We start from the raw sequence: 15471 nt of genomic DNA on the forward strand, positions 1-15471 counted from the left end.
AAAAATATCAGCAAATAATAATAGAATTATTTTTTAATATTGTGTAAGCATCACTCTATGAAAACTACAAGCATCAAGCAGTGGCCTAAAGATGACCGTCCCCGAGAAAAACTATTGTTACACGGACCTCAACGACTGAGCAATTCCGAACTACTGGCCATTCTTATTCATAACGGCACAGCACAAAAATCGGCACTCGACTTAGCTAAAGAAGTATTGCAGATGGGTGATGATAATATAAACAAAATCGGCAAATTATCTATAAAAGATCTCATGCGAATCAAGGGTATTGGCGAGGCTAAAGCCATTACCATTGCTGCAGCGTTAGAGCTGGGACGCAGAAGACAACAGGGCAGTATTCCTGAAGCAGCAACCTTCAAGTCCTCCCAAGATGCAGCTCTTTTCCTTAAGGAAAGATTAAAAGATTACACCCATGAAATTTTTGCGGTACTTTACCTCAATCGGGCTAATAAACTTATCAGCTTTGATATTATCAGCGAGGGAGGCATTACCGGCACAGTAGCGGATCCACGCATTATACTGAAAAAAGCACTAGAAAAGAACGCCGTAAATATCATTCTCAGTCACAATCATCCATCTGGCAATCTCCAACCCAGTAAGGCAGATGAATTACTCACAGCAAAAATGAGACAAGCTGCGCAATTACTTGATATAACAATTCTAGACCATATAATTGTCAGCGACTTAGGATACTATAGCTTCGCTGATAACAATATGCTTTAGTCGTTGAGACGTGTCTTTAACGCATCATTTTATAATGCACTTTCACCTTGCCGGAAGCAATATCTTTGAGTTTGCTTTGCAATAGTTTTCTACGCAAAGGAGGCAGATGGTCAATAAATAATTTGCCCTCAATATGGTCGTATTCATGCAGGATAATACGTGCGGATAAGCCCGTGAAAGTTTCGGTATGTAGTTCAAAACTTTCGTCCTCATACTCTAAGGTTACCGTTTCGGGGCGCTGCACATCTTCTCTTATTTTGGGAATGCTTAAGCATCCTTCGCTATAAGACCAGGGAGTTCCACCTAGTTCTTTTATATAGGCGTTAATGAATACTTTTTTTATGCCCGGGGCATCGGGATATTTATCGCGTTCCTCATCATCCGGTTCCATACTCTCAAAAACCTGTTGACTGTCCACAACAAACAATCTGATGGACTTGTTCACCTGTGGAGCTGCCAGCCCTACCCCATTGCTGGCGTACATGGTTTCCCACATATCTGCAATAAGTTGTTCTAGTCCGGGATAATCCGGGTCTATCTCTTCTGCTACTTTACGTAAAATAGGGTTGCCGTATGCTACGATAGGTAAGATCATAGCTGCAAAGGTAGTTAAACCGAGAAATGTATATTGAAAATTATCCGAAATTAAAAAGGGCAAAGTCGGTATTAAAGGTCGAATGGCAGCATTTAACGTCCTAAATATTCCTGTAGCATAATGGTGGCCGCAATTTCATCTACTAGGGCCTTATTTCGACGTTGCATTTTCTTTAATCCCATTTCCAACATGGCATCTTTGGCCATTTTAGAGGTATAACGCTCATCCACCGTTTCGAGAGGCATATTAGGAAAATGTTTTCTTATTTGCTTAATGGCTTTTACTACCAGTGGTGTAGCATGCGTATCGCTTTCATCCCAGTTCTTGGGCAATCCAATTATAATTTTTTCTACCTCTTCTTTAGCAAAATAATCTTTTAAAAAAGGAATGAGCTGACCAGAATCGATAGTAGTAAGCCCTGAAGCGATAATCTGCAAGGGATCCGTAACGGCAATGCCCGTTCTTTTAAGTCCGTAATCAATAGCGAGGATACGTGCCAATGTATTAATGAATATTTAAAAATAAATCGATATTTAGAATAAAAATAAATCTGCAATTACTAATACTGCAAATACTACCGATGCAATGCCATTAGCCGTCATAAATGCTAGATTCACCCTACGCAAATCATCGGGTTTTACAATATTGTGTTGATAAAGCAGCATGCCTGCAAACACACCCACCCCAGCCCAGTACAAATAACCGAAACCTCCGTACAAGCCAGCTGCCACCACACATGCCGTACTGGCCACATGCAAAAGCTCCGACACCCTTAAAGCTTTTCTCTTTCCCAACTGAGAAGGTATGGAATATAAGTTATGATCCCTGTCAAACTCTTCATCCTGCAAAGCATAAATAATATCAAATCCACTCACCCAGAAAATTACGGCAAAAGAAAAAAGTATAGGCAGTACATCAAACTTTCCCGTTACCGCAAGATAAGCCCCTATAGGCGCCAGGGATAACCCTAACCCCAGTATGATATGACATAACGCCGTAAAGCGTTTGGTATAACTATATCCCAAGATCACAAGCAATGCTACTGGCGATAGATAAAAACAAAGAGGGTTGATAAAATAAGTACAGATAATAAACAATAACGCATTGATGATCGTGAACCATAATACCCGGTCGGCCTTTAAAATACCTGCCGGTATTTCCCTTACGGCAGTTCGGGGATTTTTTGCATCGAAATGGCGGTCGAGATATCGGTTAAATGCCATAGCCGCGCTTCGAGCAAATACCATACAAGCTATCACCAATAAAAATACCAACCATTTCTCTCGAAATACGCTACTAAATGTTTCTCGATAAGAATAATTCGCAATACCCCCTGCCTGAAAAATACGAAAGCCTAGAAAGAAGCCTATCATTGCAAAAGGCATTGCAAATATGGTATGCGAGAATTTTATCAGACTCAGATATTTCTTCACTGTTGACATACTTATAGCACGTTACTGATTTTTCTACTTACCAACTCCCACAAAACCACACCAGCCGCTGTGGCAATATTTAACGAGTGCTTCATACCCAACTGTGGGATTTCGATGGCACTGTCACAAAGATCGATGGTGGACTGTTCCACTCCCGTAACTTCATTACCGAAAATGACGGCTATTTTTTCACTACCATCCCAGTTGAGCTGATGAAGGTAAGTACTATTTTCCACCTGCTCTACTGCGTAAATTTTGTAACCCTCTGCCCGTAGTTTTTCCACAGCTGCAGCAGCGTTAGGAAAATACTCCCAAGTTACGGTTTCCTCGGCGCCCAAGGCTGTTTTCTTAATTTCTTTATGAGGGGGACGCGCTGTGTATCCGGTTATATAAATGGCTTCAATCAAAAAGGCATCACTGGTACGAAAGACACTACCTACATTATAAGCACTCCTGATATTCTCCAGCACTACCACAATAGGCATTTTAGCAGCCTCTCTAAATTCATCTATGGACTTTCGGCCCAATTCTTCCATACTTAACTTTCGCATCGGGCAAAAGTAATAAATCTGCAATTTGCTCGAACAGAATGTGCAACAACACTTAAATCAACAAAGTATAAAAAAACCCGGCTTTGAAAGCCGGATTAAGCATAAAAGATTATAGCTAAAGATAGGTTTGCAAATATTAATTATCGGCCGAGACCAATGTTGTATGCCAAACCTACACCAATAATACCGGCATTATACTTTTGCGAAGCACCATTTACACGAATGGTTCCATCACTACCGGTAAACACTTTGGTATAATGGGCAAAAATGTTCCAGTGGCGATTGTGATATCCAACCTCTGGCTTCAAGTAGAAACCGCCATTAGGACGCTCTACAGAGCTATTAGAGGCTACTTTATCATCGCCGGTAATTACACCATATCCTAAATCAGTTCCTACGTAGATCCCTTCTGATTTTGGATAATATCTAAATAGTGCTGCTACCGGAATAACACCAAAGTCGTTATTTTTTAAGGTAGTATTACTTACGTCCTTATCCTTTCCGAAATGGTGATGATAACCTGTAGTTACACCTAAGCCAAAATGCGGCGTAATAAGATTTTGATAAGCTACATTCAATCCAGCCGCTGCACTTGCATTTCTAGATGCTACGGATGGACCCGCAAGTGCACCAATCTTCAAAGTGTTTTTCATGCTCTGAGCATTTGCTGTTCCTGCAACAAAAAACAACGCTAATCCTGCTAACAATGCTTTTACTTTGTTCATAGTTTCCAATTTTTGTCATTAAAGACAAATAAAGGGCACAAAAAGTTGCGTAAAGTGGTTGAATTTTGACAGGCGTAGTCTGTTCTTAACTATTTCTTAATTTGAATTAAGTTTTTTAGAGAACGATTTTGTTTTTATGGTTTTATTAATGCACTACCGATGGCACAGGCAACACATCTTTTATGATTACAATACTGATTTTTTAATTCGATTAAAGATTGCGAATCCCAGGCAGACTTATTAATAAACCCTATTTTCTCAAAACCCTTGGTAATACTATTTTTTTCGGCTTTTGCAGCTTCAAGCCATTGCATAGCTTTATATTTTAGTGGTTCCTGCTGATGTGCCTGCCCATAAGCAAACAGCATGGGAACAATGGAATTGATTAAAATGTTATTAATCATTTCGGCACCTAATGGTTTAGGCTTATAATAGGGTTCATCAGTGAGTGTGTAGTGATACAACCAGAAATCATTGGGTGTTACTTCCAACCACTTTTTAACATACGCCCATGATGGCGCCGCTACTATTTTGGAAAACAAATGCGCTGATTGCTGTATCAAAGCAGCCAGTTGTGCTAGCCTTACTGTAGGGAAATTACTGGGACGCATTCTTAAAAAATAAACAGGATATACAATAGGCTGCAGTTGGTACTTTATTTTTAAAAAACGATACTCCCGTTGCAACAGTTGTGCGTATTTATCTTCAAAATCTGCTTCTAATAAACCGGCTTGTCCCAGCAAAAGCGCTTCCAGTTGTATTAGTTGGTGTTTATGCTTTGCCAATAGGATTAAGGGTATCGATTGTGCAATCGCTTCAAATGCATCGGCATTGATTTTGGTTCCAAAATTTCTTGCCAATAGCCACCAGAAACTTTCTTCCCAATGTTGTTGATTGGCTGCCATATATTGTTGTATCTGTGCGGTTTTACGCATCAGTCGTTCAATGAGCAACCTTTCCTTCCACGATGTAATGGTAATATCTGATATATTGTCAATCAAGTTCTCACAGGCAATAAAATGCGAAGATTCCATGAGTTGGGTATACCGCTGTAATAAGCTGATAGCTATTCTACCTTTTAATTCCAATACCGGGATTGATGAGAACTGTAGATCATTTTCGTACACTACGTGTAGAATAACATTTTTATAATTACAATCGACGGCATGCTGGTGTTTCTGCCAGTCGGAGGCTTTCACATGTATTTCAACAGTTCCTGCCCATTCGGTATTACCAATTCGAATACGTGCGTTGGTAAAATCCGGACCTTGATTTTTATTCCACGTTCCGGGCGTAATAATATAAACTTCCTCTCCCTGGGTGGTTTGTAAATCCGAGCGATTAAAGTATTGAAATTGCCAGATAAATTGCAGCAGTTGTTCATTCATAGTGTTAACATAGGTACCTTATACAACCCTATAGGGCTGAACACGATTAACAAACTGCAATAAATTTACAAAAAATCAGGGAAGAAATTCTGCCAATGCCTTTACCACACGGCTTACAGGCAATCCCATCACATTATAAAAATCGCCCCTAATGGACTTTATTCCCACCACCCCAATCCATTCCTGTATGGCATAAGCTCCAGCTTTATCGTAAGGTTGATATTTTTCTATATAATAACGAATCTGCTCCAATGTTAGTTCATGGAATGTTACTTGCGTCACATCAGCAAACGATAGCTCCTTCTCGCCTTTCATAATAGTCACCCCTGTTATCACTTCATGAGTTTGGCCTTGCAATTGAGAGAGAATACTGATAGCCTGGGCCTCATCCTTAGGTTTTCCTATAATAACACCATCCAATACGACTACAGTATCTGCAGCAAGCACCACTCTGTGTTCTGCAATTTGATTCCTTACAGCTAACGCTTTCTGACGAGCGATATAAACTGCCGCTTCGGCCGGTGTTAATGCTTTCGGGAAATTCTCCTCCGTAGCTTGAACCCTTACTTCAAAAGGCACTTCTGCCCATTCCAATAACCGCCTGCGCCTAGGCGACGCAGAAGCCAATATAATTGCCTGTTCCTTCATGCATCTTTATAAATAAAAATAAAAAAACAACATTGATAAAATTCCGGTAAGCATTATCCGCTTGGTCATACTACTCAAATGGTGATATTCCTGTGTAGAATTTGCCTGTATCAGTTTTCTTATTATATAAAACAATGGTGCTACAATTAGCACAACACAATAAGCAACGGCAGCCCACCAACGAAACTGCAAGACATACAGCTGTACAATAACTAATATGGCTATCAAAATAGTCAGCCATACAGCTATGTATATTTTTGTAGCATTAATACCCCATACAATAGGCATGGTTTTACAACCAAATTTATGGTCGCCTGGCATGTCTTCAATATCCTTAATCGCTTCTCGAACCAAAGAGATGATAAAAGCAAATCCCGCATATAGTATCGCAAACCGAAACAAGCGTACCTGATTAGCATCTGCATTATTGAACGCATTCCATAAAGAATATTTGGAAAGGAAGATGAGCATAATAGTCCATGCGGTAAGCAAAGACACAATCACATTACCAATTATAGCATCTTTTTTAAATCTTGCAGAATATAACCACAATAATATGGCGCTAACCACATTGGCAAGTATCAGGTACCAGCCTGCCGTGCGCACAGCTAGTATCGTACATACTATACCGGCCAGATTAAGCAGCAAATGCCACAACAATGCCCATCTTCTGTTGATTACCTTGCCCAAAATGGTTTTATCAGGCTTATTTACTAAGTCGATATTAATATCAAAATAATCATTGATAATATATCCTGCGGCTGCAATGAATACAGATGCTGCTACCAGTAAGGCAAACTGAATCGTATTCCCGTCGGGGATATTGCCTTTATAAATAGGTTGATAAATGCAATACTCAAACAGAGCCTGTGTCAATATTATGAACCCTAAATTGGGCCATCGTATTAGTTTCAGAAATGGAGTCATACTGCCCTATAATATTTAATAATTTTTAACTTTCGACGTTAGCTCATCATGCAGATACCACAGTGCTGTCTGCTGTCCAATGATCATTAAGCTTCAGTACTTTTTCTATTACATCCCGTACGCAGCCTTCTCCGCCCTTCTTTTCTGAAATATATTTTGCCGCAGCTCTCACTTCGGATACTGCATCTGCAGGACAACAACTTAAGGCAACCACTTCCATTACAGGCAAGTCGGGTATATCATCGCCCATAAATAAAGTACGCTTCAAATTAAATTGATGTTTCGTCGCCAATTCTTTTACAAAAGCTTGTTTGTCCTTTACGCGAAAATGAATCTCGGTAATACCCAGCTTTCTCAATCGGGTGTCTACTGCGCTCGGCGACGAACCACTTACAATAAAAATGCGGTATCCTTTTTTTATTGCCAACTGCAAAGCATATCCGTCTTTTACATTCATTCTGCGCGCCATCTCTCCTCCTTCCAGCACCAGCAGGCCCCCATCTGTAAGCACTCCATCCACATCAAAAATAAAAGTATCAATCTCGCGAAAGCTGCTTAGTATATTCATATCTTAATTTTGTGCTGCAAAAGTAACAGATTGGAACGATGTGACTACCGTATACTTTGAGTAATACTATCTGTTAGGAACTGATATAACTTTAAAAGTTGTGGGTAGGGTTCCAATAACTGCATATGTTTCTGTATCGTCTCCTTATCGCCTCGAATAGCGGGGCCGGTTTGCATATCCGACGGAGAGGCACTATGCAAGCGGGCAAATGTATTATCAATTAAGGGCAAAAGCTCTGAAAAGGTAATTCCTTCTTTCTGACAATAATACTCCGCCAGAGAAAAAATATGATTCGTGAAATTATTTACAAACACAGCTGCTACATGTAGTTTCTCTCGCTTTTCAATGCCTGCAGTTAATGGCGGATCTTTATATATGGATTGAGCCAGTGTGTACAGTATGTGGTGGGTTTTCTCATTCACCGCTTCTATATAAATAGGAATCTCGGGAATAAGCTTTTGTTCTTTCCGTAAACTCTGCAACGGATAAAAAACACCGTAATTAGTAGTTACTTCCTTCAGCACATCCATCTTTACAGATGCAGCCGTATGCGCTACCACCTTATCGCCAAGCCGAAGATCATTTGCCAGCTCAGGAATAGCCGTATCCGATACGGCGATGATATATACATCAGCGTCTTTATTGATCAGGCTGGTATAATTAGCAGACTTGGTATCCCATTCGTATGCAAGCTCCGATGCCGCAGTAGCATTTCTGCTGAGCACTTGCACAATGGTATGACCAGCTGCTACAAATTTACGGCCCAGCACAGCTGCAACATTTCCAGAACCTATGATAACAATATCCATCCGACGTTTGTTTTACTTAATAAACTATATACACACAATATTGTTTATACAATTATCAAATGCACAGCGCTACTGTCAAGCTTTTATCTTCGTGTTACATGAAAGTACAAAAATTTCTCATCAGTTATTTTCGGGTAAAAATCCGACTGTTATCCCTTTTTTCAAAACAAAAGGCAGGTAATGCAGCTTTTGAAATATTTTGCACACCTTATTCCCGCTTTTTCTACAAAGCTATTGAGGTATCAAATGTGCAAACATTGAATTACCATTTCGAGGGGCTGGCTATTTCTGGGTATCGGTGGGGTGAGAAAAGCTCTAAAAAAGCACTCATTGTACATGGCTTTCGTTCCGATGCTAGAAAATTTCAGCATTTTGCCTTGCAACTAGTGGCAAAAGGATACGAAGTATATGCTTTTGATGCACCCGCTCATGGCACCAGTACAGGGAAAACACTCAATGCCATTACATATAAAAACTTTGTGAGCCATATTGACAAAGACTTTGGCCCCTTTGATGCTTATATAACCCATTCTTTTGGCGGACTAGCCACTAGTCTGCATCTGGCTGAAGTGCCAAGCAACCACTATATCAAAACTGTATTAATTGCTCCAGCAGCCAATTCCCAAATATTGATCGAGCAGTTTTTTGACGAAATGAAAATTTTTGACAAGAAAGTACAGGAATATTTCTACGACAACATTAAAAGGCTAAGTGGAAAAAACATCAGCTGGTTTTCGCTAGCCCGCTGTGCGCCACATATGCATGGACCGGTATTATGGATACACGACTTAAGCGATCGAATAACACCGGTATCCGATGCACAATTATTGCAACAAAAAGGCTATCCCAATTTCCGTTTTATCTTTACCAACAATTTGGGACACCGTCGCATTTATCATGATGAAAATGTAATTGCTGAGGTGATGAATTTTCTTTAGAAAATGTATCTTCCCATGGTTTTTTAAGCACAAAAAAGTGGCATTTATAAAAAATGTGCTAATCTTGTTGCCAAAATTACCTGCCTTAATATGAGGTGACTGAATATCGAATTGCTTGAAATGCAACAAGAAACGAATGACAGAAGTATTATAGCCGGTAATGGTAAATTATAGTAATTAAGTAAATGGCGAAGAATTTATTGATAGTGGAGAGCCCTGCAAAGGCAAAAACAATTGAAAAATTTCTAGGGAAGGAATTCCAGGTGAAGAGTTGCTTCGGACATATCCGCGACCTGGAAAAATCCGGCATGGGTATTAACATTGAAAATCAATACGAGCCACGTTATGTTATCAGCGACGATAAAGTAAAAGTAGTTCGTGAGCTCAAAGCGCTTGCCGAAAAAAGTGAAGAAGTATGGTTGGCAACGGATGAGGACCGTGAGGGGGAAGCCATCAGCTGGCATTTGTGTGAAGTGTTGGGCCTAGATCCTGCCAAAACCAAACGCATCGTCTTTCATGAAATTACCAAGCCGGCTATTAAAGCTGCGGTAGAATCGCCGCGCACCCTAAATATGAATTTGGTAAAGGCACAGCAAGCAAGACGTGTACTGGATCGTATTGTGGGATTTGAACTGAGCCCTGTGTTGTGGCGAAAAATTAGAGTTAAAAATAATCTTAGTGCCGGACGCGTACAAAGTGTAGCGGTAAGATTAATTGTAGAGCGAGAGCGTGAAATTAATGCTTTTCAGGTGCAGAGCAATTTTAAGGTGGAAGCACTTTTCAGCGCCGCTGATAGTACCGGAAAAGATATTCAGTTCAAAGCCGAAGGAAAGAAATATAGCGATAGCGCAACAGCCGAGGCCTTCCTACAATCCTGTATCAATGCCGAGTATACCGTGAGCGATATACAGGTAAAACCCGGCAAACGTACACCCGCTGCACCTTTTACTACGTCAACTTTACAACAGGAAGCTAGCCGCAAATTGGGCTATAGCGTAAGTAAAACCATGCTGATTGCACAGCAGCTGTACGAAAACGGATATATTACCTACATGCGTACCGACAGTGTAAATTTGAGTGATACAGCACTGGAAGATATCAGCACTACCATCAAAAGCATGTACGGTGAAAACTACCATCAATTCCGGCGCTTTAAAAATAAAAACCAGAGTGCACAAGAAGCGCATGAAGCCATCCGCCCCACCTATATGAGCAATACTACAGTAGATAATCCCGAATGGAGAAAACTGTATGAGCTGATATGGAAAAGAACCATGGCTTGCCAGATGGCAGATGCACAGCTTGAAAAAACTACCGCAACCATTGATATTTCTACCAATAAGGAACAATTAACCGCCAGCGGTGAAGTCATCAAATTTGAAGGTTTCTTAAAAGTGTATCGTGAAGACAGGGACGAAGAAGACATTAACGAAGACGAAACCCAGGAAGGTACACTACCCAATCTGCAGGTAGGGCAACAGTTGCCTTTAATACAAATGACTGCTACAGAAAAGTTCACCCGTCCCCTGCCCCGTTATACCGAGGCTTCGCTGGTAAAGAAACTAGAAGAACTAGGCATCGGCCGTCCTTCTACTTATGCTCCTACCATTTCCACGATTATCAAAAGAGAGTATGTGGAAAAACGCGATAAGGAAGGCACCCCCAGAGATTACCGTGTGCTGGCATTAAAAGACAATAAAATCTCACAGTTTACACAAACAGAAATTACGGGTGCAGAGAAAGCAAAACTTTTTCCTACCGATTTGGGAATTGTGGTTACGGACTTTCTGAAACAATACTTTGACGATATCATGGATTATGGATTCACAGCTCGCATTGAAGGAGAGTTTGATGAAGTGGCAGAAGGGAAGCTGGAATGGAACAAAATGATAGACGAATTCTATAATCCGTTTAAGGAAGGCGTTGAAAAAACAATAGAAACAGCAGAGCGCATCAAAGGTGAACGCGAACTGGGCATAGACCCTCAAAGTGGTAAACCTGTTATAGCGCGCATGGGTCGCTACGGTCCTATGGTGCAGATAGGCAGCGCCGATGAAGAGGAAACTCCTCGATTTGCATCTTTGCAAAAAGGACAAAGTATTGAAACCATCACACTAGAAGAAGCCTTGGACCTTTTCAAACTCCCTGCTGTACTAGGCGAATACGAAGGCAAGGAAGTATCAGTAAATATCGGCCGTTTTGGGCCTTATGTAAAATTTGGGGAGGAATTTGTATCCATTCCTAAAGGTGAGGATCCGTTTAGTGTAGACCTAGATCGTGCAATAGCACTTATTCAGGAAAAACAAAAAGCCGATGCTCCCATAGCTGTTTACGATGATAAACCCGTTACCAAAGGCAAAGGCCGATTTGGCCCCTTCATTAAATGGAACGATATGTTCATTAACGTTCCCAAACGGTACGATTTTGACAATCTCACGCAGCAAGATATTGAAGAACTCATCAAAGCCAAAATAGAAAAAGAAGCCAATCGCTACATCCAGCAATGGCCCGAAGAAAAAATCGCTATCGAAAATGGTCGTTGGGGCCCATTCATAAGATTCGGCAAGAAAATGCTCAAACTAGGTAGAAAAGAGAACGGAGAAAAATATACAGCTGAGGAACTGGCTGCTGTTTCGCTAGATACCGTGAAGCAAATGATTTTTGCCGAAGATCCCACTGCCTTTGACAAGCCAGTGAAAAAAGCTGCAGCAAAGAAGAAAGCCGCTGCTAAAAAGAAAAAATAGAAGCAAAAAATAAGACTTATAAAAACCGCCATCAGTGATGGCGGTTCATTTTTTTATGCATGATTTATCTATTGCAATTCCATGACTAGTGTGGTGTACCGAGGAATCTGCAACGGATCGGTTAGCGAAACAATTTGATCTGTCACTACATCTCGTGCTTTGGTAAAGAATTGTACTCGTTCCGAAAATCTATCTAGGGATAGGATTTTAGGCTGATCGTTAGTATTCATTACACACATCACTGTTTGATGATCATCGTATCTGAAGTAAACATATATGCCCTCGTAAGGCACATACTGCATCAGCTTTCCGGTCTTAATAGCCGAAGAAGATTTGCGGAAATTAGCCAACTTGCGGATGTAGTGGAATACGTCATTTTCCTTCTTCGTCCTTCCTGCTTCAGTAAACTTATTAGCCGGATCCCCTTGCCATCCTCCAGGGAAGTCTTGGCGCACATATCCGTCATTAGGATGAGTGGTGCCTGTCATTAGCACTTCACTTCCGTAATACATCTGAGGAATACCTCGTGTTGTAAGTAACCACGCAAATGCCGCTTTATATTTGGCCGTATCCTCATTCAATACACTATAAAAACGGGGTAAATCGTGGTTGTCTAAGAAAATCACCTGACGCATGGGATTTTTATATACAAAATCCTGCGCCAGTGTGGTGTAGAGTTTATTCACACCTTCGGTCCAGCCGAAATGCTCTGTAAGCGCCGGCTGAATGCCATAGAACAAGGTTTGAAAGTCGGTAGTAGCTTGTAAGTTGCTTTTAAAATCAATTGCAAAATTATTTGCGCAGAAATAACTTTGATTGATCACGCCGTGTACCCAGGTTTCTCCAAATATGGTAAGATTAGGGAATTCATCATATAAAGCCTGATTACAACGGTTCATAAAGTGTAAATCGTTATACGCATAGGTATCTACCCGCCAGCCGTCCACTCCAAACTCCTCCACCGTCCAGATAGCGTGCTGGATGAGAAACTTCTGCACCATTTCATTATCATGATTCCAATCAGGCATAGAGGTAACAAACCAACCATCGCTCATGAGCTTTTTGTCCACCTGTGATGCATAGGGATCGAACAATACCTGATCTTTGTAGCTAGTCTGAGTAAACTTCGGCCAGCGATGGAACCAGCTGCTATCGGGCTGATCCTTAAATAAGAAGTGTTCGGTACCTACGTGGTTATACACGGCATCTTGAATAATCTTCATCCCCTTTGCGTGTAAAGCATTGATCAGTTCTTTATATGCCTTTTCACCCCCTATTCTGCGCTCGATGCGGTAATGGTTGGTAAACGCATAACCGTGCTCCGTACGCTCCGGCATATCATTTTCAATTACCGGATTCAACCATAAAGTAGTAACACCGAGGTCATACAAATAATCGAGATGATTTTGAATACCTTTTAAATCTCCTCCATGACGATTGAAAACGGTATCGCGCCGCAGTGACTGATCCAGCATGCCGGGTATCCTGTCGTTGCTTTCATCACCGTTGCTAAATCTGTCGGGCATGATCAGGTAGATCAAATCTTCGGAGGTGACTCCCATAGCATAAAGGGTTCCATTACCTTCACGTCGAGGTTTTAACTCATACTTCACGCCTTTTTTCCCTACAAAAGGAAGTGTAATCCAGCCGGGCTTAGCAGTTGCATCAATTTCAATATCAAAAAATACATAGTTTTTATTTTCGGCATGATCTATCTGCTTCAATCTTACACCCGGAGCCAGCGCCATACCTTCAGGGCGCATCTTTACCATCGGAACGCTTTCGGCAATGTTTTTTCCACGTATCATCAGCTGTACGGTGTTCCACTTCATCCCCACCCACCAATGCGTTGGATACACTTCAATATCTTGCGCTTGTATTATGAAAGAAAATAATAGTAGCCATAGTATGGCAAAAAGCTTTTTCATTACAGAAGTATTTATAGGTTAGTGAAATATTTAGTGGCTTTTCTCTGCAGGGAACCTAATCAGCAATACGCAAATGGCACCTATTATCATTAGCACACCAGCAACGACTAAGTAGTAAATAGCATAATTATGAAAGATTGTCTTCACTACCGGGCCGCCTATAATACCGTTGATTATTTGAGGGATCACAATGAAGAAATTAAAAATCCCCATATAAATGCCCATTTTATGCTGCGGAATACTTTCAATAAGCATGGCATAAGGCATCGCCAAAATACTGGCCCATGCAAAACCAATTGCCAACATACTCAACCACAAATAACCTGTATCCCTTATCACATACATTAGCATTAGTCCTATCCCCCCGCATAACAATGCCAGTGCATGCGTTTGTTTTTTACCCAATTTCTGCGCCAACGGAATCATTAAAAACGCAAAAGGAATGGCAAACAAATTATACATCCCGAAAAGCTTACCTACAAAATCGCCAGCCCTGCTAAAAGTTTCAGAACTAGTATCCGAAGGATTTAATCCAAAGTGATGTGTAGCAATAGCACTGGTAGTAAATACCCACATCGTAAACAGTGCAAACCAGCTAAAAAACTGCACTGCCCCTAGTTTCCACATGACTGCAGGGATATTGGCGAAGTCCTTAAAAATATCTCTGAAACGAGGCTTAGTTGATATTGCTTCTTTTCCTTCGCTAAAACCCTTTAAGATCTCCGGAGCATATTCTTTTGTAGTTACTACTGAATATATTATGGTAAGCAACAAAATCAGCGCACCTACATAGAACGAATAAATCACGTTATCCGGCACAAATCCTTCGGGAGCCGTGTTAGATACGCCCAAAGCGGTAAGCCAAGATGGCAAAGCCGAACCAACAACTGCTCCTATACCTATCAGTATGGTTTGCACGCCAAACCCCAATGTACCCTGTTCCTTAGGAAGCATATCACCCACTAGTGCTCTAAAGGGCTCCATGGAAATATTTACCGAAGCATCCATCAATGCCAGAAATAGTACCGCCAGCAACAATACGTTGGCACCTATAAAGGAAGTTACGCTTGCAGAATTAGGCAGAAAAACCAATCCCAGTGCACATAATACTGAACCTATTAAAAAATAAGGCTTTCTTCTGCCCCATCTTTTAGACCAAGTATGATCACCCAGATACCCCACAATAGGTTGTACTATCAGGCCCGTAATAGGTGCTACCAACCAAAACCAGGAAAGCTGATGCACATCGGCGCCAAAGTTGGCCAGGATTCTGCTGGCATTTCCATTTTGAAGACCGAAAGCCATTTGAATACCCAGAAAACCCATACTCATATTGATAATCTGGACTAAAGACAAGCGTGGCTTGGAGATTTTGGAGACGAATGACATGCTCAATCGTTATATGTTTATAAATAATGCCTATTTGGCTAGTCAAATATAATATGTATTAAGTACACAATAAAATTTATCCAT

15 protein-coding genes are annotated in these 15471 nt (G+C 40.9%); 3 read left to right on the forward strand and 12 right to left on the reverse strand.

The genetic code is table 11. From position 1 onward, the window contains the following. The first annotated feature begins 57 nt into the window (after window positions 1–57). A complete protein-coding gene (gene radC, locus V2H41_RS05485; protein ID WP_330974131.1) occupies window positions 58–744 on the forward strand; it encodes a RadC family protein in 687 nt (228 codons plus the stop codon). A gap of 16 nt (window positions 745–760) precedes the next feature. Here the strand turns inward: radC and def are convergent, their stop codons facing one another. From def to V2H41_RS05535, 10 genes are all read right to left on the reverse strand, one after another. Then, complete coding sequence (def, locus tag V2H41_RS05490; RefSeq protein WP_330974132.1) at window positions 761–1339, reverse strand: peptide deformylase; 579 nt, start codon at window positions 1337–1339, stop codon at window positions 761–763. A 92-nt stretch (window positions 1340–1431) separates the two neighbouring features. Beyond that, on the reverse strand, window positions 1432–1839 hold the full coding sequence (gene ruvX, locus V2H41_RS05495) for a Holliday junction resolvase RuvX (protein ID WP_330974133.1): 408 nt from the start codon (window positions 1837–1839) through the stop codon (window positions 1432–1434). Between the two features lie 33 nt (window positions 1840–1872). Further along, window positions 1873–2781, reverse strand: a complete 909-nt coding sequence (locus V2H41_RS05500) for a UbiA-like polyprenyltransferase (protein WP_330974134.1) — start codon at window positions 2779–2781, stop codon at window positions 1873–1875. Between the two features lie 2 nt (window positions 2782–2783). Further along, complete coding sequence (locus tag V2H41_RS05505) at window positions 2784–3323, reverse strand: RNA methyltransferase (RefSeq protein WP_330974135.1); 540 nt, start codon at window positions 3321–3323, stop codon at window positions 2784–2786. Window positions 3324–3463: 140 nt separating this feature from the next. After that, entirely contained in the window at window positions 3464–4048 is a 585-nt protein-coding gene (locus V2H41_RS05510; protein ID WP_330974136.1) for a hypothetical protein, read from the reverse strand. 134 nt (window positions 4049–4182) lie between these two features. Further along, window positions 4183–5436, reverse strand: coding sequence for a DUF2851 family protein (locus tag V2H41_RS05515; RefSeq protein WP_330974137.1), 1254 nt, complete (start codon window positions 5434–5436; stop codon window positions 4183–4185). A 75-nt stretch (window positions 5437–5511) separates the two neighbouring features. Next, complete coding sequence (locus V2H41_RS05520) at window positions 5512–6084, reverse strand: Maf family nucleotide pyrophosphatase (RefSeq protein ID WP_330974138.1); 573 nt, start codon at window positions 6082–6084, stop codon at window positions 5512–5514. Window positions 6085–6090: 6 nt separating this feature from the next. Continuing rightward, complete coding sequence (locus tag V2H41_RS05525) at window positions 6091–7011, reverse strand: geranylgeranylglycerol-phosphate geranylgeranyltransferase (RefSeq protein WP_330974139.1); 921 nt, start codon at window positions 7009–7011, stop codon at window positions 6091–6093. Between the two features lie 46 nt (window positions 7012–7057). Continuing rightward, window positions 7058–7579: a KdsC family phosphatase gene (locus V2H41_RS05530; protein ID WP_330974140.1), complete on the reverse strand. Its 522-nt coding sequence runs from the start codon at window positions 7577–7579 to the stop codon at window positions 7058–7060. A gap of 44 nt (window positions 7580–7623) precedes the next feature. Then, complete coding sequence (locus V2H41_RS05535) at window positions 7624–8388, reverse strand: Rossmann-like and DUF2520 domain-containing protein (protein ID WP_330974141.1); 765 nt, start codon at window positions 8386–8388, stop codon at window positions 7624–7626. A gap of 98 nt (window positions 8389–8486) precedes the next feature. Between V2H41_RS05535 and V2H41_RS05540 the strand changes: the two genes are divergently transcribed. Beyond that, entirely contained in the window at window positions 8487–9326 is an 840-nt protein-coding gene (locus V2H41_RS05540; protein WP_330974142.1) for an alpha/beta hydrolase, read from the forward strand. A 185-nt stretch (window positions 9327–9511) separates the two neighbouring features. Further along, window positions 9512–12070: a type I DNA topoisomerase gene (gene topA, locus V2H41_RS05545; protein WP_330974143.1), complete on the forward strand. Its 2559-nt coding sequence runs from the start codon at window positions 9512–9514 to the stop codon at window positions 12068–12070. 68 nt (window positions 12071–12138) lie between these two features. Here topA and V2H41_RS05550 read toward each other — a convergent pair whose 3' ends face one another. Together V2H41_RS05550 and V2H41_RS05555 are read right to left on the reverse strand one after the other, a co-directional pair. Further along, window positions 12139–13998: a glycoside hydrolase family 13 protein gene (locus tag V2H41_RS05550; protein ID WP_330974144.1), complete on the reverse strand. Its 1860-nt coding sequence runs from the start codon at window positions 13996–13998 to the stop codon at window positions 12139–12141. 30 nt (window positions 13999–14028) lie between these two features. Further along, complete coding sequence (locus V2H41_RS05555) at window positions 14029–15387, reverse strand: MFS transporter (protein ID WP_330974145.1); 1359 nt, start codon at window positions 15385–15387, stop codon at window positions 14029–14031. Window positions 15388–15471 lie beyond the last annotated feature (84 nt).

Origin of the sequence: Niabella digestorum (assembly GCF_036409055.1) — a bacterium.
GTDB lineage: Bacteria > Bacteroidota > Bacteroidia > Chitinophagales > Chitinophagaceae > Niabella > Niabella composti.

Bases quoted from the DNA above. Each gene is read 5' to 3' on its own strand.
- V2H41_RS05540 (WP_330974142.1), top strand. From the start codon at position 8,487: ATGAAAGTACAAAAATTTCTCATCAGTTATTTTCGGGTAAAAATCCGA.
- V2H41_RS05550 (WP_330974144.1), bottom strand. From the start codon at position 13,998: ATGAAAAAGCTTTTTGCCATACTATGGCTACTATTATTTTCTTTCATA.
- V2H41_RS05520 (WP_330974138.1), bottom strand. From the start codon at position 6,084: ATGAAGGAACAGGCAATTATATTGGCTTCTGCGTCGCCTAGGCGCAGG.
- V2H41_RS05505 (WP_330974135.1), bottom strand. From the start codon at position 3,323: ATGCGAAAGTTAAGTATGGAAGAATTGGGCCGAAAGTCCATAGATGAA.
- V2H41_RS05500 (WP_330974134.1), bottom strand. From the start codon at position 2,781: ATGTCAACAGTGAAGAAATATCTGAGTCTGATAAAATTCTCGCATACC.
- radC (WP_330974131.1), top strand. From the start codon at position 58: ATGAAAACTACAAGCATCAAGCAGTGGCCTAAAGATGACCGTCCCCGA.
- V2H41_RS05555 (WP_330974145.1), bottom strand. From the start codon at position 15,387: ATGTCATTCGTCTCCAAAATCTCCAAGCCACGCTTGTCTTTAGTCCAG.
- topA (WP_330974143.1), top strand. From the start codon at position 9,512: ATGGCGAAGAATTTATTGATAGTGGAGAGCCCTGCAAAGGCAAAAACA.
- V2H41_RS05535 (WP_330974141.1), bottom strand. From the start codon at position 8,388: ATGGATATTGTTATCATAGGTTCTGGAAATGTTGCAGCTGTGCTGGGC.
- V2H41_RS05530 (WP_330974140.1), bottom strand. From the start codon at position 7,579: ATGAATATACTAAGCAGCTTTCGCGAGATTGATACTTTTATTTTTGAT.
- V2H41_RS05525 (WP_330974139.1), bottom strand. From the start codon at position 7,011: ATGACTCCATTTCTGAAACTAATACGATGGCCCAATTTAGGGTTCATA.
- def (WP_330974132.1), bottom strand. From the start codon at position 1,339: ATGATCTTACCTATCGTAGCATACGGCAACCCTATTTTACGTAAAGTA.
- V2H41_RS05510 (WP_330974136.1), bottom strand. From the start codon at position 4,048: ATGAACAAAGTAAAAGCATTGTTAGCAGGATTAGCGTTGTTTTTTGTT.
- V2H41_RS05515 (WP_330974137.1), bottom strand. From the start codon at position 5,436: ATGAATGAACAACTGCTGCAATTTATCTGGCAATTTCAATACTTTAAT.